Source organism: Burkholderia sp. ABCPW 11, from assembly GCF_001523445.1.
In the GTDB taxonomy this organism is placed as follows: Bacteria; Pseudomonadota; Gammaproteobacteria; order Burkholderiales; family Burkholderiaceae; genus Burkholderia.
The window spans coordinates 84660-110424 of record NZ_LOVM01000002.1; the positions used below are offsets into that span (position 1 = coordinate 84660).

The 25765-nt window shown below is 64.3% G+C and carries 19 protein-coding genes and 2 pseudogenes; 16 read left to right on the forward strand and 5 right to left on the reverse strand.

Annotated features, from left to right (window positions below; all coding sequences use genetic code 11):
* Positions 1-747 precede the first annotated feature (747 nt).
* Positions 748-3468 carry a TonB-dependent siderophore receptor gene (locus tag WS61_RS01160; protein WP_059498886.1) on the forward strand — a complete coding sequence of 907 codons (2721 nt, stop codon included), beginning with the start codon at positions 748-750 and terminating at the stop codon, positions 3466-3468.
* Positions 3469-3828: 360 nt separating this feature from the next.
* Here the strand turns inward: WS61_RS01160 and WS61_RS35470 are convergent.
* Positions 3829-3952: pseudogene (locus WS61_RS35470) on the reverse strand (transposase); the annotation flags it as partial.
* 730 nt (positions 3953-4682) lie between these two features.
* Between WS61_RS35470 and tnpC the strand changes: the two are divergent.
* The 15 genes and pseudogenes from tnpC to WS61_RS01240 all read left to right on the forward strand — a co-directional run bounded on the left by tnpC (position 4683) and on the right by WS61_RS01240 (position 21632).
* Entirely contained in the window at positions 4683-5048 is a 366-nt protein-coding gene (tnpC, locus tag WS61_RS35890; protein ID WP_059498887.1) for a Tn3 family transposase post-transcriptional regulator TnpC, read from the forward strand.
* 398 nt (positions 5049-5446) lie between these two features.
* Positions 5447-8233, forward strand: a complete 2787-nt coding sequence (locus WS61_RS01170; RefSeq protein WP_059498888.1) for a type VI secretion system Vgr family protein — start codon at positions 5447-5449, stop codon at positions 8231-8233.
* A gap of 35 nt (positions 8234-8268) precedes the next feature.
* Positions 8269-10206, forward strand: coding sequence for a triacylglycerol lipase (locus WS61_RS01175; protein WP_059498889.1), 1938 nt, complete (start codon positions 8269-8271; stop codon positions 10204-10206).
* Between the two features lie 74 nt (positions 10207-10280).
* The gene (locus WS61_RS35125) at positions 10281-11240 is read left to right on the forward strand and encodes a T6SS immunity protein Tli4 family protein (protein ID WP_179949647.1); all 960 of its coding nucleotides are present in this window, start codon (positions 10281-10283) and stop codon (positions 11238-11240) included.
* A gap of 11 nt (positions 11241-11251) precedes the next feature.
* Positions 11252-11539, forward strand: a complete 288-nt coding sequence (locus tag WS61_RS01185; RefSeq protein ID WP_059498890.1) for a PAAR domain-containing protein — start codon at positions 11252-11254, stop codon at positions 11537-11539.
* Positions 11540-11564: 25 nt separating this feature from the next.
* Positions 11565-12362, forward strand: coding sequence for a hypothetical protein (locus WS61_RS01190; protein WP_257126093.1), 798 nt, complete (start codon positions 11565-11567; stop codon positions 12360-12362).
* Complete coding sequence (locus WS61_RS01195) at positions 12263-12655, forward strand: hypothetical protein (RefSeq protein WP_257126634.1); 393 nt, start codon at positions 12263-12265, stop codon at positions 12653-12655. Before WS61_RS01190 ends, WS61_RS01195 begins: the two co-directional genes overlap by 100 nt.
* A gap of 97 nt (positions 12656-12752) precedes the next feature.
* The gene (locus tag WS61_RS01200; protein ID WP_059499083.1) at positions 12753-14444 is read left to right on the forward strand and encodes a phage integrase family protein; all 1692 of its coding nucleotides are present in this window, start codon (positions 12753-12755) and stop codon (positions 14442-14444) included.
* Positions 14445-15399: 955 nt separating this feature from the next.
* Positions 15400-15792, forward strand: a pseudogene (locus tag WS61_RS01210) (helix-turn-helix domain-containing protein); the annotation flags it as partial.
* Positions 15793-16205: 413 nt separating this feature from the next.
* Entirely contained in the window at positions 16206-17348 is a 1143-nt protein-coding gene (locus tag WS61_RS01215) for an acyl-CoA dehydrogenase family protein (protein WP_059498893.1), read from the forward strand.
* 49 nt (positions 17349-17397) lie between these two features.
* A complete protein-coding gene (locus tag WS61_RS01220; RefSeq protein ID WP_059498894.1) occupies positions 17398-18300 on the forward strand; it encodes a CoA ester lyase in 903 nt (300 codons plus the stop codon).
* 8 nt (positions 18301-18308) lie between these two features.
* Positions 18309-18962 carry a pyridoxal 5'-phosphate synthase gene (locus WS61_RS01225; protein WP_059498895.1) on the forward strand — a complete coding sequence of 218 codons (654 nt, stop codon included), beginning with the start codon at positions 18309-18311 and terminating at the stop codon, positions 18960-18962.
* A complete protein-coding gene (gene metC, locus WS61_RS01230; protein ID WP_373557103.1) occupies positions 18962-20191 on the forward strand; it encodes a cystathionine beta-lyase in 1230 nt (409 codons plus the stop codon). Before WS61_RS01225 ends, metC begins: the two co-directional genes overlap by 1 nt.
* Complete coding sequence (locus tag WS61_RS01235; RefSeq protein ID WP_095211562.1) at positions 20185-20829, forward strand: glutathione S-transferase family protein; 645 nt, start codon at positions 20185-20187, stop codon at positions 20827-20829. Before metC ends, WS61_RS01235 begins: the two co-directional genes overlap by 7 nt.
* Before the next feature lie 20 nt (positions 20830-20849).
* Positions 20850-21632: a glutamine amidotransferase gene (locus tag WS61_RS01240; RefSeq protein ID WP_095211550.1), complete on the forward strand. Its 783-nt coding sequence runs from the start codon at positions 20850-20852 to the stop codon at positions 21630-21632.
* On the opposite strand, the gene WS61_RS01245 is transcribed toward WS61_RS01240, so the two are convergent.
* The 4 genes from WS61_RS01245 to WS61_RS01260 all read right to left on the reverse strand — a co-directional run bounded on the left by WS61_RS01245 (position 21555) and on the right by WS61_RS01260 (position 25765).
* Positions 21555-22289 carry an autoinducer binding domain-containing protein gene (locus WS61_RS01245; RefSeq protein ID WP_059498898.1) on the reverse strand — a complete coding sequence of 245 codons (735 nt, stop codon included), beginning with the start codon at positions 22287-22289 and terminating at the stop codon, positions 21555-21557. The two genes, WS61_RS01240 and WS61_RS01245, sit on opposite strands and share 78 nt — an antisense overlap.
* Before the next feature lie 85 nt (positions 22290-22374).
* Positions 22375-22860: a hypothetical protein gene (locus WS61_RS01250; RefSeq protein WP_257126094.1), complete on the reverse strand. Its 486-nt coding sequence runs from the start codon at positions 22858-22860 to the stop codon at positions 22375-22377.
* Between the two features lie 5 nt (positions 22861-22865).
* Positions 22866-24404 (reverse strand): DHA2 family efflux MFS transporter permease subunit, encoded by a 1539-nt coding sequence (locus WS61_RS01255; protein ID WP_034207345.1) that lies wholly within the window; start codon positions 24402-24404, stop codon positions 22866-22868.
* Entirely contained in the window at positions 24401-25765 is a 1365-nt protein-coding gene (locus WS61_RS01260) for an efflux RND transporter periplasmic adaptor subunit (protein WP_059498899.1), read from the reverse strand. The genes WS61_RS01255 and WS61_RS01260 overlap by 4 nt, the downstream gene beginning before the upstream one ends.

The following is a 25765-nucleotide window of genomic DNA, read 5'->3' on the forward strand; positions in this document are numbered from 1 at the left end:
TCGAGGGGCTGATATATCAGGAATCCTATCCGATATTCGAGGAACACCATCCGGGCCCGACCGGGAAATCCCGTTCCAGGGGGTGCCCGTGTCGGCTAAACAAAACAGTTCGGACCGGCGAATGCCTGCCGTGTGCTCCATTGCGGCGCATTCACGAGCGGGAAAAAAAGCAGCCGAACAAGGAAGAAAGGCAACGGTGGCGATTGATGAACCATATCGATTTTCATTCGGCACCAACCGAGTGCATTCAATGCACCTAAACAAAGTTATGTGCCATCAAATATTTTTTGACGCGTCGATTCTGTCCTGATATGTTCGCGTCCAGCGTAAAGCCTGGTAGTGAACGGTAATGAAAATTCCGTGCATTAAGACTTTCAAAGTGAATACGTAAAGCAGCTCTTCAACGGGTGACTGCCTTTCCTGGTAGCGCGTACGTTCTGGTTGACGAGGCGCCATGGCGCGAATGTGCCAAGTGCCGTTGGTAGTACGGCTTGCACAGGGCCGTTCGATACATGGATAGATCGATCCATGTAATTAGAGCTACTAATTTTGTGGATATTTTATTTCTTGAATTTCAGCTTGGTTATTCCTGTAAGCGGAATAAATAAAGTTGAAAGAAATGAACGGTCGGACGGAATGGTTGTGAGCACCAGATGACGAATCAGGAACGCGGGGCAACGCTATTTAAAGGCCGGCGAATCTCCGTGCATACAAAAAGGTCAGGCCTTGCGACGACAAAGGGGTGTTATGAAACCAACGGCTTTGGGATCGGCAATACGCAGCATCGCATGGGCTGAAGTCGCGTTGACGGCGGCTTTGGGTACCTCCGCTTACGCGCAGACAACGCCTGTCGACGGGGGCGTCGCCACCGAGCAAACCGGCAGCACCGCCGCCGCCGCGCCCGCGCCGGCGTCGGGCACTGCCGCGGGCGGGCAGACCGTGAAAAAGCTCGACAAGTTCGAGGTGACGGGTTCGCTGATCCGCACATCCGACAAGGTCGGCCACACCGAAGTGCAGGTCATCACCGCGAAGGAAATCCAGCAAAGCGGATACACGACGGTCGCCGATTTCCTGCGTTCGACCTCGGCCAATTCCGCCAGCAGCTGGGGCCAGACGACAATGAACAGCTCGGCCCCCGGCGGCGCCGGCATGGCGTTGCGAGGGCTCAGCGAGAAATACACGCTCGTGCTCGTCGATGGCCAGCGCGTCGCGAACTATGCGCAGTCGGTGAACTTCACCGACACGTTCTTCGATGTCAACGCAATTCCGCTGAACATGGTGGAGCGCGTCGAGATCGTCAAGACCGGCGCGGTGTCCGTCTACGGGTCGGACGCGATCGCGGGCGTCGTCAACATCATTACGAAGAAGAACTTTCAGGGCCTGCAGATCGACGGCCAACTCGGCAAGGCGCAGCATCCGGGCGACGGGCAAGGCAACTTCAGCGTACTGGCCGGCTTCGGCGATCTGAATTCGGATCGCTTCAACGTCACCGCGGCCGCCAGCTATTACCGCGATTCGGGCTCGACGCTCGGCGATCGCGACATGACGTCGGCGCAAGACTTCACGCAATATCCCGGCGGGCTGGCCGCGCCGCTCGGGCCGAACCAGCAGTCGTACTGGTCGCTGGCGGACGGCTCGAAGGTGCCGCTTTCGCCGTGCCCGCCGGGCAGCAAGACGAGCGCGACCAATTGCACGTACAACCCGGCCGCCTCGACATCGCTCGTTCCGTCCACGACGCGCCTGAACGCGAAGGTGCGGGCCACGTTCAAGATCGACGACAACACGCAGGCCTATGCGGGCTTCTGGGTGAGCCGCGATGAAACCGTCCAGTCGCAGGGGCCGGCCTCGATCTCGAGCACGACGAACATCTACAACCCTTCGACCGGATCCGTTTCGCCGTTGCCGCGCACGGTACCGGTGAGCAACCCCTATAACCCGTTCGGCGTGCCGACGGCGATCAACCTGACCTTCCCGGGCAACGTCGTGGGGGCGGATACGGTATCGACGTTCTGGATGGCGAATACGGGCGTCAAAGGCGCGTTCGACGCGGGCAGGTTCGGCGCGTGGGACTGGTCGGCCGATTACGGCCACTCGCAGAGCACCGTCGATACGACGTATAGCAACCGGATCAACGTCGCGGGCCTCGAGAACATGCTCGCCAACGGCACCTACAACTTCTCGAACCCGGCCTCCACGCCGAACGGCCTGAAGGGTGTTTTCACGGACGACGATCAGCAGGCCATCTCGAAGGTCGACAGCGTGACGGCCAAGGCCTCCACGTCGAATCTGTTCACGCTGCCCGGGGGACCCGTCGGCCTGGGCCTGGGCACCGAGTTCCGCCACGAATCGTCGACGATCAACCCGCAGACGCTCGCATCGCAAGGCGTATCAGCGCCCGCGAACGTGCAGACGGTGGAGGGTTCGCGCAACGTCGCCGCCGCGTTCTACCAGGTCGACATTCCGATCCTGCGCAATCTGACGTTCACGCAGGCGGGCCGCTACGATCACTACAGCGACTTCGGCGGGGCGTTTTCGCCGAGCTTTGCGCTGCGTTTCCAGCCCGTGCAAATGCTGACGACGTATGCATCGTATAGTCGCGGCTTCCGCGCGCCGACCCTCGTCGAAAACTCGCAGGCCGTCTATCTCTCTCACCAGAACCTCGTCGATCCGAACGATCCGAGCGGTGTGCCGACGAAGCACTTCACGACGGAGCAAGTCGCGGGCAATCCGAATCTTCAGCCCGAGCACACGAAGAACTACAACATCGGCTTCCAGCTTTCGCCCGACGCGATGACCGATATCGGCGCGGCGTTCTACAAGGTCCGCATCGACGGAGTCATCGGCACCGACGATCCGAACGCGGTGCTCGTCGCCAACGATCCTTCCCGCGTCGTGCGCAACGCCGACGGGTCGGTGCGTTACCTTGTTCAGCATTTCGTGAACCTCGGCGCGCTCGACACCGACGGTTTCGATCTCAACTTCCGCAAGGCGCTACGCACCAAGTACGGCACGTTCACGCTCTCGGGCGACTGGGCTTATGTGTGGCACTTCAAGCTGCACAGCCCCGGAACCGCACCGCAGGACTTCGCCGGCAACAACCTTGCGCTGCTGCAGCCGTTCGGCGCGAGCAACCCGCGCTGGAAGGGCAATACGAGCCTGAGCTGGGACTACCGGCAACTGACCACCACGCTGACCTGGCAATACACGGGGCCCTATACGAACGCCGTGGCCGCGGAATTCGGCGATGGCGGCACGGGCTCGGTGGCGTCGTACAGCCAGTTCAACCTGATGTTCAACTACCGCGGCTTCAAGCACTGGACGATTTACGGCGGCATCACGAACCTCTTCGACAAGAAGCCGCCGTTCGACGTCGAGTGGCAAGCCGTGCCCGACATCACGGGCTATGACCAGTCGCTCTACACGGACCTCGGCCGCTTCTTCCAGGTCGGGGCGACGTACCGGTTCTGACGGCGAGGAGGCCGCCAGGCTGCAACCGGTCCCGGCGCGCGGCGCGCGCCGGGACGATGAAGGATGCGCGCGGACCGGATCGGCTGCATCGGGCAGAAGTATGGTGGAGAGATACACGTTCGATCCGCTCTTGCGGCGCACCTTGCAGGCGCCTTCGTGAGATTCCTTCTGGATTGGCAACCAGCCTCACTCGAGGTCAAGTGCAGTGGTGTAAGGTCTGAACGCGAGGACGCGCGATCCCGGAATTGCGACTGAGAAGGGTAGCGAACGTGTGGTATTTCTAACGCAATTCGACGCACGTGTGACCGGACCATGCGGCGTTGGCCGACCGAGTGTCGGTCGCGCGGGCTTTACCTCCCGATGACGTCGATTCCAGACGCCCGCGTGCTGCCAATCGCGTAGCCTGTGCCAGCAGCCCATGCCTGAATCACAGCCGCATTTTGTGCGGAAGCATTTCCCAGGGAATACTGGATTGCCGCACGAAAGACCGGTGGCCGTTGGTTTAAGCAATTTTGTTCCCTCTGGTTTGGCGGAAACCCGGTGTTTGGCGCCGCAGCAGGAACAATTTTTCCTTGAAAAATTCTTAGGAAAGTTGTTCCTTCGCCATGCAGACAAAGCAATTTTGTAACTTTTTCGACGTGTTGTCGTGGGGCGACTTGCTTTCTCGCGAATGCCTTCTATCTTTAAAGACCGTCTGCCCCTTTAGCCTCGGTAATTGTCTGATCGGAAGGGCCATGCAAGTAGCCGACGTTGATGAAAACCTTCGCTATTCTCGCCGGACCGTGGGTGGGCGGAGCATTGATACGTCGCAATGGGCCACGCCGGACGAGGGGGCGCTCGATGACGCGAGGCGCGCCCTGTATCTTGCGAGAAAGCAGGCTGTCTCACTGTATCTTGAAGGTGCTTCGGCTCAGACCATCAGGCAACTGACTTCACTCGGCGCCAAACAAGCCTACCGCCTTATCAGAGAGCGTTGCCTGGAGACGCATCCGGACGGGCAACCTTACGGATGGCGAGGACTCGTTCCTTGGTACAGGATAAGGCCCTACCAGCGACGTACGAAGATTCGCGTCGATCGGTTTGGCAGCGGTGGTGCTGGTGCGCTACAGACGCTGCTGGATCATCATCCGGAAACTGCACCTGGGCAGTCGTCCGGAAGCCTGGATCAGAGATCCGTTATTCGGTCACGCGCCCCGTCACTATCCATCTCGCCCATGACCGCACGCCCGGCTACGACCACGACCTATTTCGGCGACGTTGACACTGCGGCGCTGACACGGCTCGAATCGAGTTACGACACGACGCGGTTGCTAGCGGCTGTGGATATTGTCGATCGCATCCGAATCCAACTGCACGATCCCGAGGGACTGCGCGACGATTTGCTGGCCATCCACACCATGGCGCATTCGGTCTTGAACGACGCGCCGTCGGTCCCGTCACGGCGTGAAGGCACCTTCCCTGAGCAAGTACTGGATGCGCTCTATCTAATCGACGAATTCGCATCGGAATTAACGCGCGTGAGGACGATTCTCGAGCCGCTCGAGGCGTTATATCCGGATGACGAATTTTGGGAAGCGTAACCAGGCGCCCGCGAGCCCGTTCGAGCGAAGCGAGCGGATCGTTATGCGATAATCGAACCCTCTCAGGTTCTGGCGAAGCCTCCCCGGATTCCCGGAACATTCGGGCCGACCTTCCACGGTCGGCCTTTTTTTCGGCCGCACAGCGCCAATCCTGGCGGGTGCCGGTTTGACCGTTGCAAACCGCACGATCCAGACATCCGGTTAGAATAGCCCGGTCAGTGCGGAGTGCCGGTGTTGATGGCAGCCGAATCATGGCAATGATCGTCGACGGGCAGTTCCCCGTTATCGAATTGGTGCACGATTATTTGACAATCGCTGTAGTTTGGTGTCGTTTGCTCTGCCTAAAATGAGCTGGCCGCATGTGCGGCGGAAAATTCCAGAAAAACATTGAGAGAAAAATGGTACTCAGACCACCCGCGCTCGGGGAGCTGAAATATCGCGATCTGTATAACGCGATCCACCGGGGCCTACTGCAGAACAACCGCCTGTTGCGGCTAGACACGCCGCTCGGCCAGAACGCGCTGATCCCGCTGCGCGCACGCGGATCGGCTCGGATCGGCCGCGATTACAACTGGACACTCGACGTCGCGTCGCTGCGCGACGACACCGCGCTGCTGTCGCTGATGCACCAGCCCGTCACGCTGTGGATCCAGCAGCCCACCGCCCCGTTTGCCGACTCCGTCTATCGCCCGGTCCACGGCTTTGTGCACCGGGTCGGCTACCTGGGCGAGGACGGTGGGCTGTCGACATACCAGCTCGAATTTTCGTCGGCGTTGGTGTTCCTGGGCGGCACGCGTAACGACGAAGGCTGGCTCGAACAGACGGCGCAGGAGATCGTCTCTGACCTCCTCAACCGCTATCCGCAGCTGCAGGGCCGATTCCGCTTCAACCTGAACCGAGAGCCAGCGGTGCGCTCGTGGTGCCGGCAGAGCGAAACGGATCTGCATTTCTTCCACCGTCTGCTCGAAGACGAAGGCTGGTATTGCTACTGGGCGCACGAGCCGGTCCGCGACGGCGAGACACCCAAGACCACGCTGGTGATCGTCGACCAGGTCGCGGCGCTGCCCGACGCGAAGCCGGCCGACTTCGTCCACGGCGCCGGCGACAACGAGGCGGTGAGCGGCTTCACCCACTGGGCGGCGATGCAGACGATGCAGAGCCTGCGGTACGAGTCCAGCGCGTTCGATTACAAACGCCCCGCTTCCCGCTTTGAAGCGGCGAGTACGCTAGCGTCGGTCAGTTACGTCACGGACGACGGCCGGCACCAGGCGCAGCAGAACCGGATTCCGAATGCGCCGATGACGTTCTATGAGCCGACCGCGTATGGCTATCCCGATTCCGACAGCGGCGGCGCCCGCGCGCGCCGGCGCGTGCAAGGCTGGGACGCGCGTGCCCGGCGCTACTTTGGGGTCGGCGGTCTACGCTGGCTTGATGCGGGATCGCGCTTCGTGCTGAACGACCACCCGCGCCATCCGGAACGCGACGACGCCGACCGGACGTTCTTGGCCGTCGAGGCGCGCTGGTTCATCGAGAACAATGTGCCGATCGGCCAACCGCCGACCGAATTCCCGCTCAGCCTGCGTGCGACGCTGGCCGAACAGCAGTCGGCGCACGGCGCACGCTTCGCGACACCGGGCCACGCCGAAGACGGTACGGCCGGCTTCTTCGTGCTCGAGGTCGAGGCGCAGGACGCGCGGGTCGAATTCCGCAGCCCGTTCGACCATCCGAAGCCGACAATGTCGATCGAGCATGCGCTCGTCGTCACGCAGCAGGGAGTCGAGGCCTGGTCGAACGAGCGGAACCAGGTCCGCGTGCATTTCGCGTGGGACCGGAAAAATCCTGACGGCGCGTTCAATGCGTCACCCCTGCTGTCGTCGATGCAGGCAGATACCGGCAATGGGTACGGCGCGGTGCACGTACCGCGCGCGGGCGAATGGGTGCTCATCGGCTACTGGAGCAATGACTGCGACAAGCCCTTTATTTTGGGGCGCGTCAACGGCGGCACGACACCATCGCAATGGCACACGAACGTGCTGCTGTCCGGGTTCCAATCACAGGGCTTCGGCAACACCGGCGCGTACAACGCATTCGTGCATGACGACGCGACGAACCAGGGCGGCACGCGCCTCATCAGCTACACGGGCAGGAGCTACGCGGCGCTCACGCAGGGCTACCTGATCCAGCAGGACGGCAACACGCGCGGTCGATATCTCGGCCAGGGGTTCGTGCTGCATGCCGACGAATACGGCGCGGTGCGGGCGAACAAGGGTCTGTCGATCAGCACGCACGCGAAAGCCTACGACGACGAGCAGCTCGGCGTCGACGAGGCCCGCACGCGGCTGCAGCAGGTCGGGATGCTGGTGGAATCGCTGTCGAGCGCCAGCACGACAGCGCAGGCCGAATCGCTGCAGGCGGGCCAGGATGCGCTCAAGGATCTAACGACCGCCGTACAAAAACCGGTGTCGGGGCAGACGTCGGGCGGCGTCACGGCCGGCGGCGGCACCGGCAACGCGAACAGTTTCGCGAAGCCCGTGATCGTGATCGCGACGCCGGCGGATTTCGCGGCCGTGGCGGACCGCTCCGCGCACGTGTTGGCGGAAGCGGAAGTCAACGTGGTCAGCGGTGAAAACACCCACCTGGCAAGCGGCAAGTCGTTGATCGCAGCCGCGGCCGAGAAGATCAGCCTGTTCGTGCAGAAGGCCGGCATGAAGCTGTTCGCCGCGAAGGGGCCGATCGAGGTGTCGGCGCACACCGACGAAATCAAGCTGAACTCGGCCAAGGACACGTCGCTGTTCAGCAAGAAGCGGATTGTGATCCAGGCGACGGACGAACTGATTTTCAAGTGCGGCGGCTCGTACATTCGCATCACGAAGGACGGCATTGAGGACGGCACGCGCGGTGGTCGCACGATCAAGTCGGCGTCGTTCAGCCGACAGGGGCCGAGCTCGGTCGCCGAGCACATGAACAGCTTGCCGGCGGCCAAGTTCAACGATCCCTATGTGCTGCGCGATCGCATCTCGGGCGAGGTGCTGAAAAACCATCCGTACGAGCTGATCCGTGGCGATGGGACAAAGTTGTCCGGGATGACGAACGAGTTGGGGCATATCACCGAACAGAAGAGCGAGGATATCGAGAAGCTGGCGGTGCGCGCTTTGCGGCCGACGCCGAACGGCCCTGCGGCATGAATCCGATAATCAATGCTCGAATTTGACGAACGAAGATGAGCGATAACACAGATCAATCCAGCAGCAGTTCGCCCTTTATCGACGCCGAGCAAGCTGTGCGGCAGGTAGGACGCACGGACAAGGACGGTGCGTCGGTTGGACACTTCACGTTGACGCCGTCGAGCGACACGCGCCCCAAGGAACTGCTGTGTGACGTGCGGCCAATCATTCCCGTGATCTTCTTGCCCGGCATTATGGGTTCACCCCTGATTAACACGGACACCGGCGATGAGATGTTTTTTCCGCCGAACACGGACGGTATGCTTGGGAAAGCGGGCGCGTTGCCGGCATTGATCGGCATGTGGTTCAAGGGGGCTTCCACGCGAGAAACACAGTTCGACGCGACCGTGGCATCTCCGACTCCGCTCGGACCGATCCGTGCCGGTAAGCTTCAAAAGGGCGACACGGAAGATCAGTACGTGGACGAGGCAGAGGCGCGTCGACGCGGCTGGGGCTCGGTATACCGGTCGAGCTATCAACCGGTGTTGGCCTGGTTGGAGGAGCAGCTCAACGAGCCGATGCATATGGGAGAGTTGAAGGGTCAGTGGATCGAAACGGACCCCGATGGCAAGACGTGGACACTCCAGCCGCTCCTGGACACCGCTCCCGCCGACTACGGCGCGACCGACGCCGGCGCGCAAGGTCGGGGACAGACGATCACGAAAGATTCGGAAGCCTTCAAACACTTCCTGAAATATCGGTACCGGGTATATGCGATCGGCTACAACTGGCTGCAATCGAACGAGAAGTCGGCAAGAGACGTCATTGAAGGACTGGACGTCAAAGACAAGAAGACCGGCAAGACGACGCGACTGATGGGCATCAAGGAGATCATCGCCGAGAACCATAGCGGCAAGGCTATCATCCTGACGCACTCGATGGGTGGGCTGGTCGCGCGCATGGCGATCGCTATGCACGGCGCGGCGGATCTGATGCACGGTGTGTTCCATAATGTGTTGCCGGCAACCGGCGCACCGATTGCGGCGAAGCGGTTCCGCACTGGTGGTGGTAGCGAGGGCGGGATTGACGGCTTCATCAATGGCGCCCTGCTCGGCAGTGATGCGAACGAGTTCGTCGCGGTGGCGGCAAACGCACCGGGCGCGCTGGAATTGCTTCCAATGCCCGACTACCACAACGGGGAGCCGTGGTGGATTTTTTCGCGACTCGATGGCACCCCGGTGATGAAGTTGCCGCAGCAAGGCGACGTATATAACGAGGTCTTTATAAACCCAAAATGGTACGGCTTGGTCCCCCAAGAATCGACTTCTCTACTCGATCCGGCAGGAATCGTGAAGAAGCGACTCGGTGCTGACGCAACCGACAATAATGTCTTCGAAAATTTCACAACAACAATGCTGTCTGTTGTGAGCAATCAATTGAAGATTAAAGAGACCTACCACGATAAGACATACGTCACCTATGGGGATGGGGCTCTGAAGCCCAAGGAATCAACAGCGTCGAGCGACGGCCACAGCAAACCCACGGTCGAGAAAGGTAAGAAGCTCGACGAGCTGTTGGCCTGGGGCACGGTGATCTGGAAAGGGAATATACCGCTCGGCGTGACGGAAGAAGAACTGCGCGCCGCGCGGTTCCTCGGTGAGAAACACGATGATTCCCACACCGGAACGCTGCGCGTGCATCTGGATTCGCGCAACGTTACAGTCGAGTTCGAGGTGCAGAAGGTGGCGAAGCTGCCGCCGGGGAGCGATGCCCCCGATCCCAACAAGAATGGCATCGTGCCCGGTGACGGGACGGTGCCGGTATGGTCAGCGGAAGCCCCCGCGCGCGGTGCGGGCGGCGGAGCGGCCCCAGGCGTACAAATGGTGTTTGACCAAGGAGGCTATGTGCACCAGGAAAGCTATAACCATCCGTGGGCGCGCTGGGCGCTGCTCTACAGCATCGTGCAAATCGCGCAGGATGCGCCGTCATGCTGACGCGTATTGGGCGAGTCATGATCTTGGTGGCGGGCCTGTGCGCCTGCTCGATAACGTTTTCCGGGGAACCAACGATGACGAATCCCTTGCTATCCAAGCAGCGCCCGTGGTGCATTGGGCGTTTCGTATTCAATCGGCCAGAGGCAAGCGAAATCACGAATCAGCGATATAAATTTAGAGGAGAGAAGCTGGAAACACAGCACAACGCTTCATCTGCCAGCTATCAAACCAAAGTTGACGGTCTGGAAAATGAATATCGAACCAAACAACGATTTGATCCGTCAAATCCAAATGGTAAGACAGGACATGCCTGGCTCGAAAAGGCCTTCTCCCCGACAAAAAACTCAAGGGTTTTTGTTTATCAAGAAGGGGTAGCAAAGGCGGCGAAATTGCCTTTTGAAACAGAAGGATATCTCTACGAAAATACCACTCTGTTCCATACGGTTGGTCGGATTGGGTCGGCTGCAATTGGGCGAGCAGAGGAAATTTATAGCGATACCTATCGTAGGATCAAGGCGCGCGACAATTGGGCAGTGCCGACCGAATCGGGATTCTGTTTCGATGGAGGGATCGTCACGGGATCGTCGACCTACACCGAGGAAGTCAGCCAGTCGTTTGCGCTGATGCCGGGACGCCCAGCGCTGCTGGTGATTCAGATGCGGGATTCAGTTGACGTCGACCAAAAAGAGCCGCTGACCAAGACACTGCCCGCCCTGCGTGCACAGATGGATCGCGTGTCGAGTGGGAGCTACCGGATTCTGCGGCAAGGCAAGCGAACGGTGGCCGGGATGGAGGCAGAAGAAGTCCTGTTCGCCCTGAAGGAAGGCGAAATCACGTCTTACCGCTTCTACCTGCTTGCGCCGGGCGATCCGAGCACGCTGGCGAAGCCGCATACGGCGATTCAGTTGCTGCTCGGTGCGAGCAGCCCCGATTTGAAGCCTGAAGAAGCGACGTCTCCGGTCGACGAGGCCGGCGCGCTGCAAACGTGGGACATGCTCCTGAACAACCTTCGCCTGCGGCCGGGCGCGGTCTAAACGAGGCAGCCATGCGACGCTACGACATCGTGAAGGGCGACACGACGACGGTTGGCGGCATCGTGCAAGGCGGCGATGGCGCCGATCTGATCGATGGCCGGGAGCAAGCCTACGAACACGATCCGGTGTGGTGCCCCGTCTGCAAGACGCTGGGCAAGATCGGCTGCACCGGCCCGCGGATCTCCACCACCGGACCGGATGGGCGAGAGGCAGCGTTGAGCGACGATCTCTGCCTTTGCGCGTGTCCGACGCCGCCGAAACTGGTGGCATCTCAATCGGTGTCGTACATCGATCTCTAAACTGAGGAATGATCTCCGCATTGCGATGACGTCTCCTCATTTCCCGGAACCCAGCGAGCTTGCCTTCTCCGATGGCCAGCTTTTCGCCGAGGGACGCGAGTTGGACGTGTTTGGCGATCCGCTCGATACGCAGGATATTTTCAGCCTCGCAATGACGGCGTCGCTCGAACTGCGCGGCCAGCCCGTCGTCTGCCAGGACCTGCTGCCCGAGCTGTCGATGCGGATTGAGGCGCGGCCGCTTCCCGCTGGCAGCGGCCCGGCCGATATGCAGCAGTACGTCGGCCAGGCGTGGCGTTCCGTGGCCGAAGTCCTGACCGAGCGCCGCGGCCGTCTGGATGGGCACGAATGCGTCACGCTGACGGCGCCGGCGGGCGTGCACGTGACGCTGGCGCGCACGCGCGGGCAAGCCGTGCTGCCACAGCACGCCATGCGCATCCGTGTCGACTACAGTCCTGTCCTCCTCGCGCGGTTCCTCGTCGCCCGGCACGAGCTGCCGCTGATCCGGCAATCGCACCGCACTACGGCTCCCTTCAAGAGCGCGAAACAACCGCACCCGCCCCGTCTCGCACCCGATACGCCGCCGATCACAGAGCTGATTCGCGAGGCTCTGCTCAAAACCGAGCAGGCCGCGGATGACCGATTCGCGCGACTGCCGATGCCGGTACGTTACCGCGCCAGTGGCACGCTCGGCGCCTGGTCTCGCGTCCGGGCGGCTGCCGGCCAATCCCGACCGAAAAGGTCCGCGCGCTGTCGCTCGAGAACCATCTCGCGTTGGCCACTGTTCGGGGCGGCCGCGGCGACCTCGATCAGGTCAGTTGTCTGATACGCGTCGTCTACTTGGCGTTCTACATGCGGGACGTGACTTCGGCCGGAGCGGATTTTGATCTGTATCGGCGTGCCGAGGTCGCGCTCAATGCATGCGTCACGCGAGTCGATCGAGGTGAACGTTGCCTGCTGCTCGACCACGAACTGGTGACCATCGAGCGCATTCTCGTCATCCACGACGAGCAACTCGCTGCGATCTCGTACCACCGCTATCTCGACGCGTGGGAGCGGCTGCGGCAGTACATCGTAGCGGGCAAGCATTCGCCGATCACGGCCGCCGCAAGCAGGTAACCGCATCGATGGAAAGGAAATTGTCAGGTTATGCACGACGATGGACAGATAAGGGATATTATCTGCCCGTCATCGAAATGCATCTAAACTGGTGATCATGAAAACGCGTGAGACTTCTTCTCCCCACGCGGGCGAACCTGGCTTCCCCGATGAGGCCAAGCTTGCCGCGTTGCGTAGCTGGTACGCTGGCCTGGACGCGCGCGCGGCCGTTGCCCGCTATCTGGGCGATCGACGAGCAGCCGGAGGATCGTCGCGCGGCATCCTCGGCCGCATTCGGCGGCAGCTCATCGCGTACGCGCGAACACGTCATCGCGAAGACCTGGCTGCCGCATTCGTTGACCGCCCCTCCAAGACGTCGGCTGACGCCGTTGCGCGGGCTATCGACGCACTTCGGCACCTCCCCTTGCCGGAGCCGCACATTTCGGACGAGATCGGCGCATGGTTGCCGCCGCGTATTGTGGCGAATCTGCGTACCCACGGTATCCAGACGCTGGCGGATCTGACCGTGCGGATTCCGCGGCGACGCCGCTGGTGGTCGACGATCGATGGCCTTGGGGTCGCCAGCGCGCGACAGGTCGAAGCGTTCTTCGCCGCACACCCGGCGCTGACCGAACGGGCGCGCGCCTTGATCGCCGCGACGCCGTCCGGCACCATCGTGCCGTGGGAGCAGATTTGTGTGCCGCACGAGGTCGACGGCTCGCGCGGACTGTTCCGGGCCCCGCAGGAGGCTTGCCTGCTGAGCGCCTCGAACGACTATCAAGCCATCCAGTCCTGGCTATCCCTGCACGAGTCAGCGGCGACCCAGCGCGCCTATCGGAAAGAGGCCGAGCGGTTGATCCTGTGGGCCATTGTCGAACGCGGCCAGGCGTTGTCGTCGCTGACGACTGACGATGCGATCGTGTACCGCGGGTTCTTGCGGCGGCCGGCACCGCGCGAGCGTTGGGTGGGGCCATCGCGGCCGCGACAAAGCATCGAATGGCGGCCGTTCAGCGGCCCGCTGTCGGCACGGTCGGCGGCATACGCACTCACGGTCCTGTCGGCGATGTTCCGCTGGCTGATCGAGCAACGCTACGTGCTGGCGAATCCCTTTGCGGGCGTCAAGGTGCGTGGTGCCGCCGCGAGCACGGGGCTGGACGTTGCCCGTGGATTCACCGAAGGCGAGTGGCTGTTGATCCGTGCGCTGGCCGACGGCCTGGAATGGTCGTATGGCTGGAGCGCGCCGGCCGCCCAACGCTTGCGCTTCCTGCTCGATTTCGGTTACGCGACCGGTCTGCGTGCCAGCGAGTTCGTCGGCGCGACGCTCGGCGACATCCGGCGCGACGAACACGGCGATCATTGGCTCCACGTGGTCGGGAAGGGCGGCAAACCCGGCAAGGTGGCGTTGCCGGCGCTGGCACGAACCGGGCTGGATCAGTTTCTCGTGCAGCGTGGTCTGCCGGTCACGCCGTCGCGCTGGGACCCGGCCACACCGCTGGTCGCGAACCTCGAGGAGGACGGCGCGGGCATCGAGAGCACACGGCTTTGGCGCGTACTGCGGCGCTTCTTCCGGCAGGCAGCCGACGCGATCCAGGACGAGCGGCCTGCGACGGCCGAGAAACTGCGCCTCGCGAGCCCGCACTGGATGCGCCACACGCATGCAACGCACGCGCTGGCCCGGGGTGCCGAACTGATCATGGTGCGCGACAATCTCCGTCACGCGTCAATCTCGACGACGTCGACCTACCTGCACAGCGACGAGGTCCGGCGGGCGCGGCAGTTCGACCAGGCGTTTGAGGCACGTAAGGGCTAGCTCTCGGTCGACTCGAACGAAAAACTAAAATTTGGCTTATAGATCAATCGGATACGGCCGTTTTGGCGAAAATTCACGAATCCCGGCCGACCCTCTTGTTCACACCCGTATCCGTCGCGACGAGCACGGCAATTTGATCAGGCGTTTGCTCACGGGATTTCCAGCAGTAGGCTAGGGTGCCGGAAGCCGCGGTTTTTGCGAAATCGCCGTCTTGAAAATTGTGCTACGTAGAGATTCGAACTGTCGAATGTCCATTGGGGAGAGGAAAACTATGTTAAGCAGGGGTGAACGGACACAGGTCGTCAAGGAGTTCCCTGAGCACTTGGCCAGGATGAGGAAATGCCTGGCGGACACGGGACGTATCGTCTCTGACAGTGACATCACGCTCGCTTGGGCCAGATATTCAGATAGCCTATGTGCCAGCTGGCTGGAACCGCCGCACGACGATATCGCTTTGACCGAGACGTTGCTTCGGTATTTGCCGCAGAGCGACGCTGCCGCGGAAGGCGCGTTTCGGGCGCGACTTGAGGACGCTGGGGACGATACAGGCGATGCCATCCTTAACTTGCCTGTGCAATGTTTGGATCGCCTCGGGTGGGAAACCGGAGACACACTGTCGATCAGTCAGGACGCGCAAGGTAGATTGATATTGCGTCGAATCTCAGGTGAAGAGGTTTGACGTTGTATGTCCTTGATAGTAGGCGCGGCCATATGAAGTTTCCCATCTAGGGGGCTGGGAACAAAATTGCTTTAAAAGCGGGAACAATATTGCTTAAACAGACGCCTGACAGAAGTACCGGTTTTGCTAACTACCTTATTTGACATAATCAACATTATCGATAGTTTGTATTGTAGCAGCTAAGTTCAAATGTCCGCTTCCGGCTAAGTTCAGATGTCCGTTTTTCGACCCGTCGCAAGCTGACCGACCGCTGGCAATCCAGCGCCGGAGGCTGCGATGGCTGCAACGGAACGGATCACGATGACGATGCGCGAGCTGGACCGATTCAAGGTCATTCAGGACGTAGCCGACGGCAAGCTCAAACCATGGCGTGCGGCGGAACGGTTGGAACTGACGACCCGGCAGGTTCGCCGACTGGTCGCCAGATTGCGGGAAGACGGACCTCAAGGTCTTGTGTCGGGACGGTATGCGAAGCCCGGCAACAACCGGCTGGACGCGGTAATTGTGGACCGGGCGCTGTCGATCATCCGCGATCGCTACGCCGATTTCGGGCCGACGTTGGCCTGCGAGAAGCTCTGGGAGTGTCACGGCATTCGGCCGGCCAAGGAGGCGGTCAGGAAGCTGATGACGGAGGCCGGGTTATGGATTCCGCGTCGGCAACGACCGCCGAGCCGACCGTCTGGCTGAAATCACTTTTAAATCGCCGGCAGGCGGACATCTGACGGACATCTGAATCCGGGTATGGCACGGGTTATCAAACCCGGATTCAGGCGATGCGAAACACGGAATTGCATCGCAATCCTAATTGTTTAAGTGTCGACCATCCTCTGCGCGATCGCGTCGCGCTCGACCGCACGCACGCTGGCGGCCGCCGTGCCCTTTGCCGCATCGATACGCCGGATGTCCAGCGTCGGTGAATCGATCAGCCTCGTATCCCGGGCCGTCGCGATCCCCCCTGAACCGTCCATTCACCCTGCAACTACCACTACTGCCAGTACCTGCGCTGTCCGTGGCCTCTTAATCTTGTCGTCACCACTGGCGCGCCGTCGAAGGCCGCGCCGCTTCGACTGGAGACACGAAAGATGCCATTTGACTGGACGCAGGAGCAGCACGCGACGCGTACGCGGTTTCGCGATATCGGCGCGGGGATCGCCGCTGCCGTCGAACACGACGGCAACGCGCCCGCCGGGTTCGACGAAGCCGGCTGGACGCGGCTCGGGCACGAAGGACTGTGGGACATGATCGTGCCGGAGACGTATGGAGGCGACGGTCACGGCTGGTGGCATTTTTCCGCGGCGCTGGAAGGGCTTGCATCGTCGATCCGCCGTCCGGCGCTGCTGCTGTCGGTGATCGCGCAGGCCGGCATGGTGCGCGCGCTCGAGCGATATGGCACGGCGGCGCAGCAGGACCGCTATTTCGGCGCGATCCTGCGTGGCGAACTGAGCGCGACCGCGATTGCCGAGCCGGGCACCGGCACCGACGTGCGCAGTATCGCGACGACGCTCGTCGAGCACGGCGACGGCTACCGGCTGACCGGCAGCAAATTCAATATCGCGCATGCACCGCTTGCGCGTTTCATCCTCGTCGTCACGCGCATCGAAACGCCGGGTCGGCGCAACACCGCGCTCGTGATCGTCGATCGCGACCAGCCGGGCATGACGGTGGCCCCGCCCGACCGCAAGCTCGGCCTCGACGACCTGCCCACCGGCGCGCTGCATTTCGACGACTGTCCGATCATGCGCGGCCAACTGCTCGGCGAACCGGGTGCCGGGCTCGGCAACCTGATCGACATCATCTCGCTCGGCCGTCTCTATTACGGTCTCGTCGCCGCCCAGGTGACGGCGCCCTATCTGCACGATGCGATCGACTATTGCCGCGAGCGACGCAGCTTCGACAGCACGATCGACACGCATCAGTACGTGCAGCGCCGCCTCGTGGACCTGCAGATCGGCATCGAGCGCGGCACGTGGCTCGCGCGCGGCGCGCTCGCGCAGTTGCTGACGGATCATCCGCAAGCGTTGATGACGTGCTCGATCGCGAAGCTGGTCGGCGCGCAGGATCTCGTCGACAGCGCGCTCGGCCTCGTGCGGCTGTACGGCAGCCTCGGCTACCAGGCCGGGCCGGTGGCCGCGTTCGCCTCGGACGCGCTGGGCTTCATGAGCGTCGGCGGCACCGAGGAAATGCATCGCAAGAACATCTTCAACCAGATGATGCGCGCCGGCTGATCGCCCGCGCCATCGCCACGCGTACCACGCGCCCTACAGGAAACCACGCATGACACCGACGAACCGACGCCCTTCCCGCCTGCGCCGCTCCTGGCTGTTTCTCGCCGGCGCCGATCACGATGCGCTCGTTGACGGCACCGCGAGCGGTGCGGACGTCCTGATCCAGGAACTGGAAACCTTTACTCCTCCCGACCGGCGCCCGGCCGCGCGCGAACTGAGCGAGCGGGTGCTCGCGGGCTGGCGCGATGCCGGCGTGCTGGCGTCCGTGCGCGTGAATCCGCTCGACGCGGGCGGCATCGACGACCTGCGCGCCGCGATGCGCGGGCGCCCGGACATCGTGATGATGTCGTACGTCGCGACGCCCGAGCAGGTCGTCGCGCTCGACGAAGCCGTCACACGTTTCGAGCGCGAGTACGGCATCGCGCCGGGCTCGACCGAGCTCGTGCCGAACGTCGAGACGACGCTCGGTCTCGTGAACACGATGGCGATCGCGCGCTCGAGCCCGCGTGTGTCGGCCGTGCTCGTCGCAACCGAGGACATGGTGGCCGACATGGGCGCCGAGCGCACCCGTGCGGGGCGCGAGCTCGACTACGTGCGCTCGCGCTTTCGCGTCGAATGCGCGGCGGTCGGCGTGACCGCGATCGACTGCCCGTACAGCTATGCCGACAACGAAGGTGCTGAACTCGACATGCGCGTGTCGCGTGGCCTTGGCTACCAGGCGAAAGCGATCGTCAACGCGCAGTTCGTGCAGGTCGTCAATCGCGTACTGACGCCGACGGCCGATGAAGTCGCCCTCGCCCGCCGCGTGATCGACGCGTTCGATCACGCGCGGCGCGCCTCCGGCGGCCGTCGCGTTGCCGCCGCCGTCGTCGACGGCTTCCTCGCGGAAGTCCCCGACTATCTCGCCGCGCATCGGTTGATCGCCCGCGCGACGCAATTCGGCATCGCATGAGTGTCGCCATGGATACGATCGCAACGCGCCTGAAGGCGCTGAAAACCCTCGCCCACGCTGCGCCGCACGTGGCGACCGACAACTGGGCCGGCACGCCGCACGCGCAGTTCGAACGCTGGCTCGACGAGGCCGTGAGCGCCGGCGCACTCGAACCGCAGGTGACGACGCTGTCGACGCTCCACCCGGACGGACGGCCCGATGCACGGTCCGTCGTGCTGCTGAATGTGGACGCTCGCGGCTGGCATTTCGCGGCGAACGCGTGCAGTCCCAAGGGGCGCCAGCTCGCGAACCGGCCGTTCGCGGCGCTGACTTTCTACTGGCCCGCGATCGCGAGCCAGATCCGGCTGAGCGGCCCGGTCGAGCGGTTGCCGGCCGCCGAAGGCCACGCCGATTTCGCGGGCCGCCCCGAGCGGTCGCGCGCGAGCATTCTGGCCGGACGGCAAAGCGAACGACTCGACGATCCCGCCGACCTGACGCGTGCGATCGACGCGCAGCTCGAGCGTCTGGCCGCCGACCCCGCGCTCGTGTCGGAGGACTGGCACCTGTATGCGCTGGCGCCCGACGAAGTCGAGTTCTGGCGGGCCGACAGTTCGCGCCGTTTCGTGCGGCAGGCTTACCGTCGCGCCGGCGCGCGCTGGGAGCGGTGTGCGCTATGGCCGTGATGTCCGCCGAAGCGCCGTCGCTGCCGCGCGACGGCATGCATGACCGCCTGCACGACGACACGCGGCTCGCGCACGCGGGCCGCGACAGCACCGCGTGGCACGGCTTCGTCAATCCGCCCGTCTACCATGCGTCGACCGTGCTCAGCCCGACGGTGTCGGATCTGTTGAACCGCACGCAGCCGTATATCTACGGCCGTCGCGGCACGCCGACGACGGAAGCGCTCGAGCGCGCGGTGACGAGCCTCGAGGGGGGAGCCGGCGCGGTGCTGTGCCCGTCGGGCCTGTCCGCGTGCACGCTCGCGCTGCTGTCGTGCCTGAAGCCTGGCGACCATCTACTGATGACCGCATCGGTCTACGGCCCGGTGCGTCACGCATGCGAAGGCGTGCTTGCGCGGCTCGGCGTCGAGACGACGTGGTACGACGGCAGCACGCCCGTCGCAGCCGCGTTTCGTCCGAACACGCGCGCGCTGTACGTCGAAGTACCCGGGTCCTACACGTTCGACATGCATGACATCCCTGCCCTCGTGCGGCTCGCGCACGCACACGGCGCCCAGGTCATCGCGGACAACAGTTGGGCCACGCCGCTGTTCTTTCAGCCGCATGCGTTCGGGATCGACCTGTCGATCCAGGCCGCCACCAAGTATCTGGTCGGGCACTCGGATGCGATGCTCGGCACGGTGTCGGCCAGCGCGCGCGCGTGGCCCGCGTTGAAGCAACTGCATGGCGATCTCGGACTGTGCGCGGGCCCCGACGACGTGTATCTCGCGCTGCGCGGGTTGCGCACCCTCGGCGTGCGGTTACGGCAGCACCAGCGCAACGCGCTCGCGGTCGCGAGCTGGCTCGACGGGCGTCCCGAGGTGCAGCGCGTGCTGTATCCGGCCTTGCCGGGCGACGACGGGCACGCGCTGTGGCGCCGCGATTTCCGTGGCGCGTCGGGGCTGTTCTCGGTCGTGCTGCAGCCGGCTCCCGCGCACGCGATCGACGCGTTTCTCGATCACCTGACGCTGTTCGGGCTCGGCTATTCGTGGGGCGGCTACGAGAGCCTCGCGCTGCCGTTCGAGCTGGAGGCGCACGGCCTCGCGGCGCGCTGGCCGTCCGGCAGCCGCGGCGTGCGCCTGCACATCGGGCTCGAGGATCCGGACGACCTGATCGCCGACCTGGCGGCTGGCCTCGATCGCTACGCGGCATGCGCGTCGGTCGCCGCCTGCGGGGATGCGTCGCGATGCTGACCGTCTGGGGCCGCCGCACGTCGTTCAACGTGCAGAAGGTGTTGTGGCTGATCGGCGAGCTCGGCCTGCCCTACCGGCATATTCCGGTCGGCGGCGAGCACGGCTCGCTGCAGACGCCCGCATTCGCGACACTGAATCCGACCTGCCGGATTCCGGTGATCGACTGGGACGGCGACGTCGTATGGGAGTCGCACACGATCCTGCGCTATCTGGCCGCGCGGGTGCCGAACAATCCGTTCTGGTGTCGCGACACGTTCGCACGTTCGCGCGCGGAGCGCTGGATGGACTGGTCGCAGACCGCGCTCGAACCCGACGTGATGACCGGACTGTTCTGGGCACTCGTGCGAACGCCACCGGAGCGGCGCGACGATGAGATCGTGCGCGACAAGGCCGCGCGCAGCGCCATGCATTACCGGCTGCTCGACCGGCTGCTGTCGACCCAGCCGTTTCTCGGCGGCGCGACGCCGGGCCTGGCCGACATTCCGGCCGGCGCGACGCTGTTCCGCTATTTCTCGCTCGACGTCGAGCGGCCGCCGCTGCCGCACGTCGAAGCCTGGTACGCCCGCCTGTGCCGACGGCCCGCCTACCGCGAACAGGTGATGGTGTCGTTCGACGCGTTGCGCGGCCAGCCGGGCTGATCTTCTACCGACTACACGACATGACGCACTTCGAACTTCGTCCGATCCTGATCGTGCTGCATCGCGAACAGTCGAGCCCCGGCCGGATCGGCCGGCTGCTCGCCGCGCGCGGCCATCCGCTCGACATCCGCCGTCCGCCGCTCGGCGATCCGTTGCCGGCGACGCTCGCCGACCATGCCGGCGCCGTGGTGTTCGGCGGCCCGATGAGCGCCAATGACGGCGATCGCTGGATCCGCGACGAGATCGACTGGATCGGTGTGCCGCTGCGCGAGGCGGCGCCGTTTCTCGGCGTCTGCCTCGGCGCGCAGATGATGATCCGCCATCTGGGCGGTCGCGTGAGCGCGCATCGGGACGGGCGCGCGGAAATCGGCTACTGGCCGATCGCCGCGACGCCGGCCGGCCGGCGGCTCGGTTCATGGCCGTCGCACGTGTACCAGTGGCATCGCGAGGGCTTCGAGCGCGTTGCCGGGCTCGAGATTCTCGCGACCGGCGAGCATTTCGAGAACCAGGCCGTCCGTTACGGGCCGTGCGCGTACGGTGTCCAGTTCCATCCGGAAGTGAGCTATCCGATGATGCGGCGCTGGAGCACGGCCGCCGCGCACAAGCTCGCGGCACCCGGCGCGCAGGACCTCGCGACGCAGGCGAGCGAAGGCTGCCGCCACGACCGCTCGACGGCCGCGTGGCTCAGCGCGTTTCTCGACCGCTGGCTCGACGAGACGCCGGCATCAGGTCGGCACCGTCACGTCGGAGATGCTGATCAGCCCCCACTCGACCGCGCGCAGCACGGCTTCGTGCCGACGTGACACGTTGAACTTGCGGCGAATGTTCATGAAGTGGAAGTTGATGCACGACTCGGTCACGTTCAGGATGTGGCCGATTTCCCACGAGGTCTTGCCGGCCGCATGCCAGCGCAGGCACTCGACCTCCCGCCGGCTGAGGCGCGGCACGCTGTCGGGCGGTGCGTGGTAGCGCGTGCCGGCGATCGCTTCGCATGCGATGTCGCGCAACAGCGTGAGCGCGGCCAGATGCCGGTCGCAGCGCTCGCGCGTGGCGGCGAGATCGTCCGCGCTCGCGCACGACAGCATGCCGACCTCCCCCTTCGGGCCGTGCACGGGCAGCACGACGCCGCTGCGCATGCCGTACGCGGCCGCCGCTTCGTAGCACGGCCGTTGCCCGGGCAATTCGTACAGCGCGTCGTCCCAGACGAGCGGCAGCGCCGAACGAAAGCAATGCTGCAGCATCGGGTCGATGCGGTCGAACTGCCGCTGCCGGTACAGCGCCGTCCAGCCCGGCACGCCGCTGCTCCACTTGCGCGCGAGATCGAACGATGCGCCGGTAAACGGCAACACGATCAGCACGACCTTGTCGAATCCCATGCCGGCGGCCGCGTCGGTCATCCGCTGCCATGACGCGTCCGTGTCGCCGGGTACCAACCATTTCAGACAATCCAGTCCTTTCATACAAGCCACCCCGTTTATTCGTTGAAATCTTCAATCAGGCGGACTTGCGCAACCGGTTCGAGGCGTTGCGCGCGAACGGGCCGCGCTAAACCGCCTCGGTCAGTCGTCGCCGACCCGCCTGCTTCGCGTCATCCAGCGAAGCCGCGACGTCGAACGGAATCCCGAACGCCTTTTCGATGCCGGACGCGTTGGCAATGGCCGCTTCACGCTCGTTCGGGTCCGGTTCGACCGACACGAGCGCGCGGCAGACCGCAGCAAGCGCGGCGCGGTTCTGCTTGAGCCACATGCCGCGCTCCTTGCGGTCGTCGTGCGGTTCGTCGGGGCGGGCCGGCGGAAAGATCATGACAAACGGCTCGCCGTGCCGCATCAGCGCATGCATGTCGTCGAGCCAGCGTTGTGCGTAGCCGGGGGATGCGATTGCATCGTTGCGCACGACGACGAGCGGAAATTCCGCGACGTCGAATACGGCGAGCGTCGCCAGTGCGGGCGGCGTGTTTCCGGCGTGGTGGGTAGGCATCGGGTCAATCTCCATCGAATTGAACAGCATGGGTCGGAACGGGCCGCGCAGCACTCGCTTCATCGTTTGGCGGCGGCCCCGGGGCCGAACGGCGGGCGGGCGAGCCACACCACCGCGATCACGGCGAGATACACGCAGCCGAGCGCGAACGACACGTCGTTGAACGAAATCTGGTACGCCTGCGCATCGACCAGGTTGCCGAGCAGCGCCGCCGCGCGTTGCGGATCGCCGCCGCCGAGCTGCGCGAGCTCCGCGCGAACGGCCGGATCGAACTTGCTCACGTGTTCGCTGAGCTGCGCGTGATGCAGGATCGCGCGCCGGTCCCACAGGAACGACGTGATCGACACGGCGAAGCTCGCGCCGAGCGTACGCAGGAACGTCGACAGGCCGGAGCCGGCGGCGATCTCGTCCGGCTTCAGGTCGGACAGCAGGATGCTGTTGATCGGCATGATGAACAGCGCGAGGCCGAGGCCCTGCAGCAACTGGATCAGCGCGATGTGCGTGAAGTCGACGTCGGGCACGAAGCCCGCGCGCAGGAACGACGACGTACCGAGGATCGCGAACGCGCAGCACACGAGCACGCGCATGTTGAAGCGCGGCGCGTACTTGCCCATGAACGGCGTCATCAGCACGGGTATCACGCCCATCGGCGCGACAGCCAGCCCGGCCCAGAACGCCGTATAGCCGAGCGTGCGCTGCAGCCACTGCGGCACGATCACGTTGACCGCGAAGAACGCCGAGTACGCGAGCACGAGCGTCAGCGTGCCGGCCGCGAAGTTGCGATGCGCGAACAGCCGCAGGTTCACGATCGGGTTCGGCTCGTTGAGCTCCCAGATCAGGAACAGCAGAATCCCGAACGCGGCGACCACGGACATCACGACGATGAACGTCGAGTTGAACCAGTCGGCCTCGTTACCCTTGTCCAGCACGATCTGCAGCGCGCCGACGCCGACGACGAGCGCGGCGAGACCGACGTAGTCGACGCGCGCGGCGACCGTCGTCTCGACGCGCGCGCGCATCTGCGCGAACACGCACATCGCGGCGAACACGCCGATCGGAAGATTGATCAGGAACGCCCAGCGCCACGAGTAATGTTCCGTCACCCAGCCGCCGAACACGGGGCCGGCGATCGGCGCGACGACGGTGACCATCGCGATCATCGACAGCGCGAAGCCGCGCCGCTGCGGCGGGTAGATCGACAGCATCAGCGCCTGGGTGGTCGGGATCATCGGGCCGGCCACGAGGCCCTGCAGCGCGCGGAACGCGACGAGCTGCGGCAGGTTCTGCGCGAGGCCGCACAGCAGCGACGCGAACGTGAACGCCAGCGTCGCCCACACGAACAACCGCACTTGTCCGACGCGCTTGACGAGAAACCCGGTCAACGGCAATGCGATCGCATTGCTGACCGAGAACGTCGTGACGACCCATGCGCTCTGCGTCGTGCTGACGCCGAAGTTCCCGGCGATCGTCGGCAGCGAGACGTTCGCCACGGTGCCGTCGAGCACCTGCATGAACACCGCGAGCGCGAGGCCGAACGTCGTCAGCGCAACGCTCGACGGACGAAAGCCGGCGTCTGCGGCCGGCATCGGGCCGCTCATCGCACACGCTCCGCACGCACCGCCGCCGGCAGGTTCGCATGCACGATGTCCGCGATCAGGCTGTCGGCGCGCGCGAGCTCGTCGCGGTACACGTCGGTCCGAAACACCGGCGAATCCTGCTCGCGACGCGACAGCATCGCGCCGCTACGGTCGTGCTGGTCGACGCGCGCATGCATCGACAGGCCGATGCGCAGCGGATGCGCGTCGAGTTGCGACGGATCCGTCAGTTCGATGCGCACCGGCAATCGCTGCACGATCTTGATCCAGTTGCCGGTCGCGTTCTGCGCGGGCAGCAGCGAGAACGCGCTGCCGGTGCCGACGCCGAGGCTCTGCACGCGGCCCGTATACCGCACGGCGTTGCCGTACAGGTCGGCCGTCAGTTCGACCGGTTGCCCGATCCGCATGTGCTCGAGCTGTTTTTCGGTGAAGTTCGCGTCGACCCACAGCTCGCGCAGCGGTACGACCGCGAGCAGCGGCACGCCGGGCGACACGCGCTGCCCGACCTGCACCGTGCGCTTGGCGACGTAGCCGGTGACGGGCGCGACGATGTCGGTGCGCGCACGGGCAAGATAGGCGGCGCGCAGCCGCGACGCCGCAGCTTGCACGTCGGGATGCGACGCGACCGCGGTGTCGTCGACGAGCGCCTTGCTCGTCTGGTGCTGTTCGCTCAAGGTCGCGAGCGCGCTTTGCGCGGCGGCGTACGCGCTTTGCGCGGACGTCAGCGTGTCGAGCGCATGGGCGAGCTCCTCGCGTGAGATCGCGCCGGAGCGGCCGAGATCCTCGCGGCGCCGGTAGTCGGCCCTTGCCTTGTCGAGCGCGGTGCGCCGCGCGTCCAGGTCGGCGCGCGCGCCGTCGATGCTGTTCGCGAGCCCGCGCTCGTTGCTGTACAGGCCGCGCACCTTGCGCACGGTGGCCGCGAGATCGGCCTGCGCGGCCGCGAGCGCGATCTGCGCGTCGCTCGCGTCGAGACGGACGAGCGGCGTGCCGGCGCGGACGAGGTCGCCGTCGTCCGCGTCGATCGACACGACGGTGCCCGTCACCTGCGGCGTCAGCTCGACGACGTTGCCTTGCGCGTACGCGTTGTCGGTGGACTCGTACCAGCGGCCGACGATTCCGTACCAGATACCCCACCCGGCGATGCCGACCGCGAACGCGGCGACGAGCGCACGTACGAGGTGCTTGCGTCTGGCGGGCGGCGGCGTGGCCGGTGCGGCGCCGCCCGGTACCGGTTGCGTGCGGGCGTCCGCCCCACCTGGGGCGCGTGGCGCACCGGTGTGGTCGGCCGACGGGTGCTGGCGGGCGCTGGCGGGATCGGCGGCTGCGGGCCGCGCGGGAGTCTGCAGGGTGTTGTCGCTGCTCAT

Coding starts and splice junctions, on each gene's coding strand:
- WS61_RS01160 (WP_059498886.1), top strand. CDS start 748: ATGAAACCAACGGCTTTGGGATCGGCAATACGCAGCATCGCATGGGCT.
- tnpC (WP_059498887.1), top strand. CDS start 4,683: ATGACCGCACGCCCGGCTACGACCACGACCTATTTCGGCGACGTTGAC.
- WS61_RS01170 (WP_059498888.1), top strand. CDS start 5,447: ATGGTACTCAGACCACCCGCGCTCGGGGAGCTGAAATATCGCGATCTG.
- WS61_RS01175 (WP_059498889.1), top strand. CDS start 8,269: ATGAGCGATAACACAGATCAATCCAGCAGCAGTTCGCCCTTTATCGAC.
- WS61_RS35125 (WP_179949647.1), top strand. CDS start 10,281: ATGACGAATCCCTTGCTATCCAAGCAGCGCCCGTGGTGCATTGGGCGT.
- WS61_RS01185 (WP_059498890.1), top strand. CDS start 11,252: ATGCGACGCTACGACATCGTGAAGGGCGACACGACGACGGTTGGCGGC.
- WS61_RS01190 (WP_257126093.1), top strand. CDS start 11,565: ATGACGTCTCCTCATTTCCCGGAACCCAGCGAGCTTGCCTTCTCCGAT.
- WS61_RS01200 (WP_059499083.1), top strand. CDS start 12,753: ATGAAAACGCGTGAGACTTCTTCTCCCCACGCGGGCGAACCTGGCTTC.
- WS61_RS01215 (WP_059498893.1), top strand. CDS start 16,206: ATGCCATTTGACTGGACGCAGGAGCAGCACGCGACGCGTACGCGGTTT.
- WS61_RS01220 (WP_059498894.1), top strand. CDS start 17,398: ATGACACCGACGAACCGACGCCCTTCCCGCCTGCGCCGCTCCTGGCTG.
- WS61_RS01225 (WP_059498895.1), top strand. CDS start 18,309: ATGGATACGATCGCAACGCGCCTGAAGGCGCTGAAAACCCTCGCCCAC.
- metC (WP_373557103.1), top strand. CDS start 18,962: ATGTCCGCCGAAGCGCCGTCGCTGCCGCGCGACGGCATGCATGACCGC.
- WS61_RS01235 (WP_095211562.1), top strand. CDS start 20,185: ATGCTGACCGTCTGGGGCCGCCGCACGTCGTTCAACGTGCAGAAGGTG.
- WS61_RS01240 (WP_095211550.1), top strand. CDS start 20,850: ATGACGCACTTCGAACTTCGTCCGATCCTGATCGTGCTGCATCGCGAA.
- WS61_RS01245 (WP_059498898.1), bottom strand. CDS start 22,289: ATGAAAGGACTGGATTGTCTGAAATGGTTGGTACCCGGCGACACGGAC.
- WS61_RS01255 (WP_034207345.1), bottom strand. CDS start 24,404: ATGAGCGGCCCGATGCCGGCCGCAGACGCCGGCTTTCGTCCGTCGAGC.
- WS61_RS01260 (WP_059498899.1), bottom strand. CDS start 25,765: ATGAGCAGCGACAACACCCTGCAGACTCCCGCGCGGCCCGCAGCCGCC.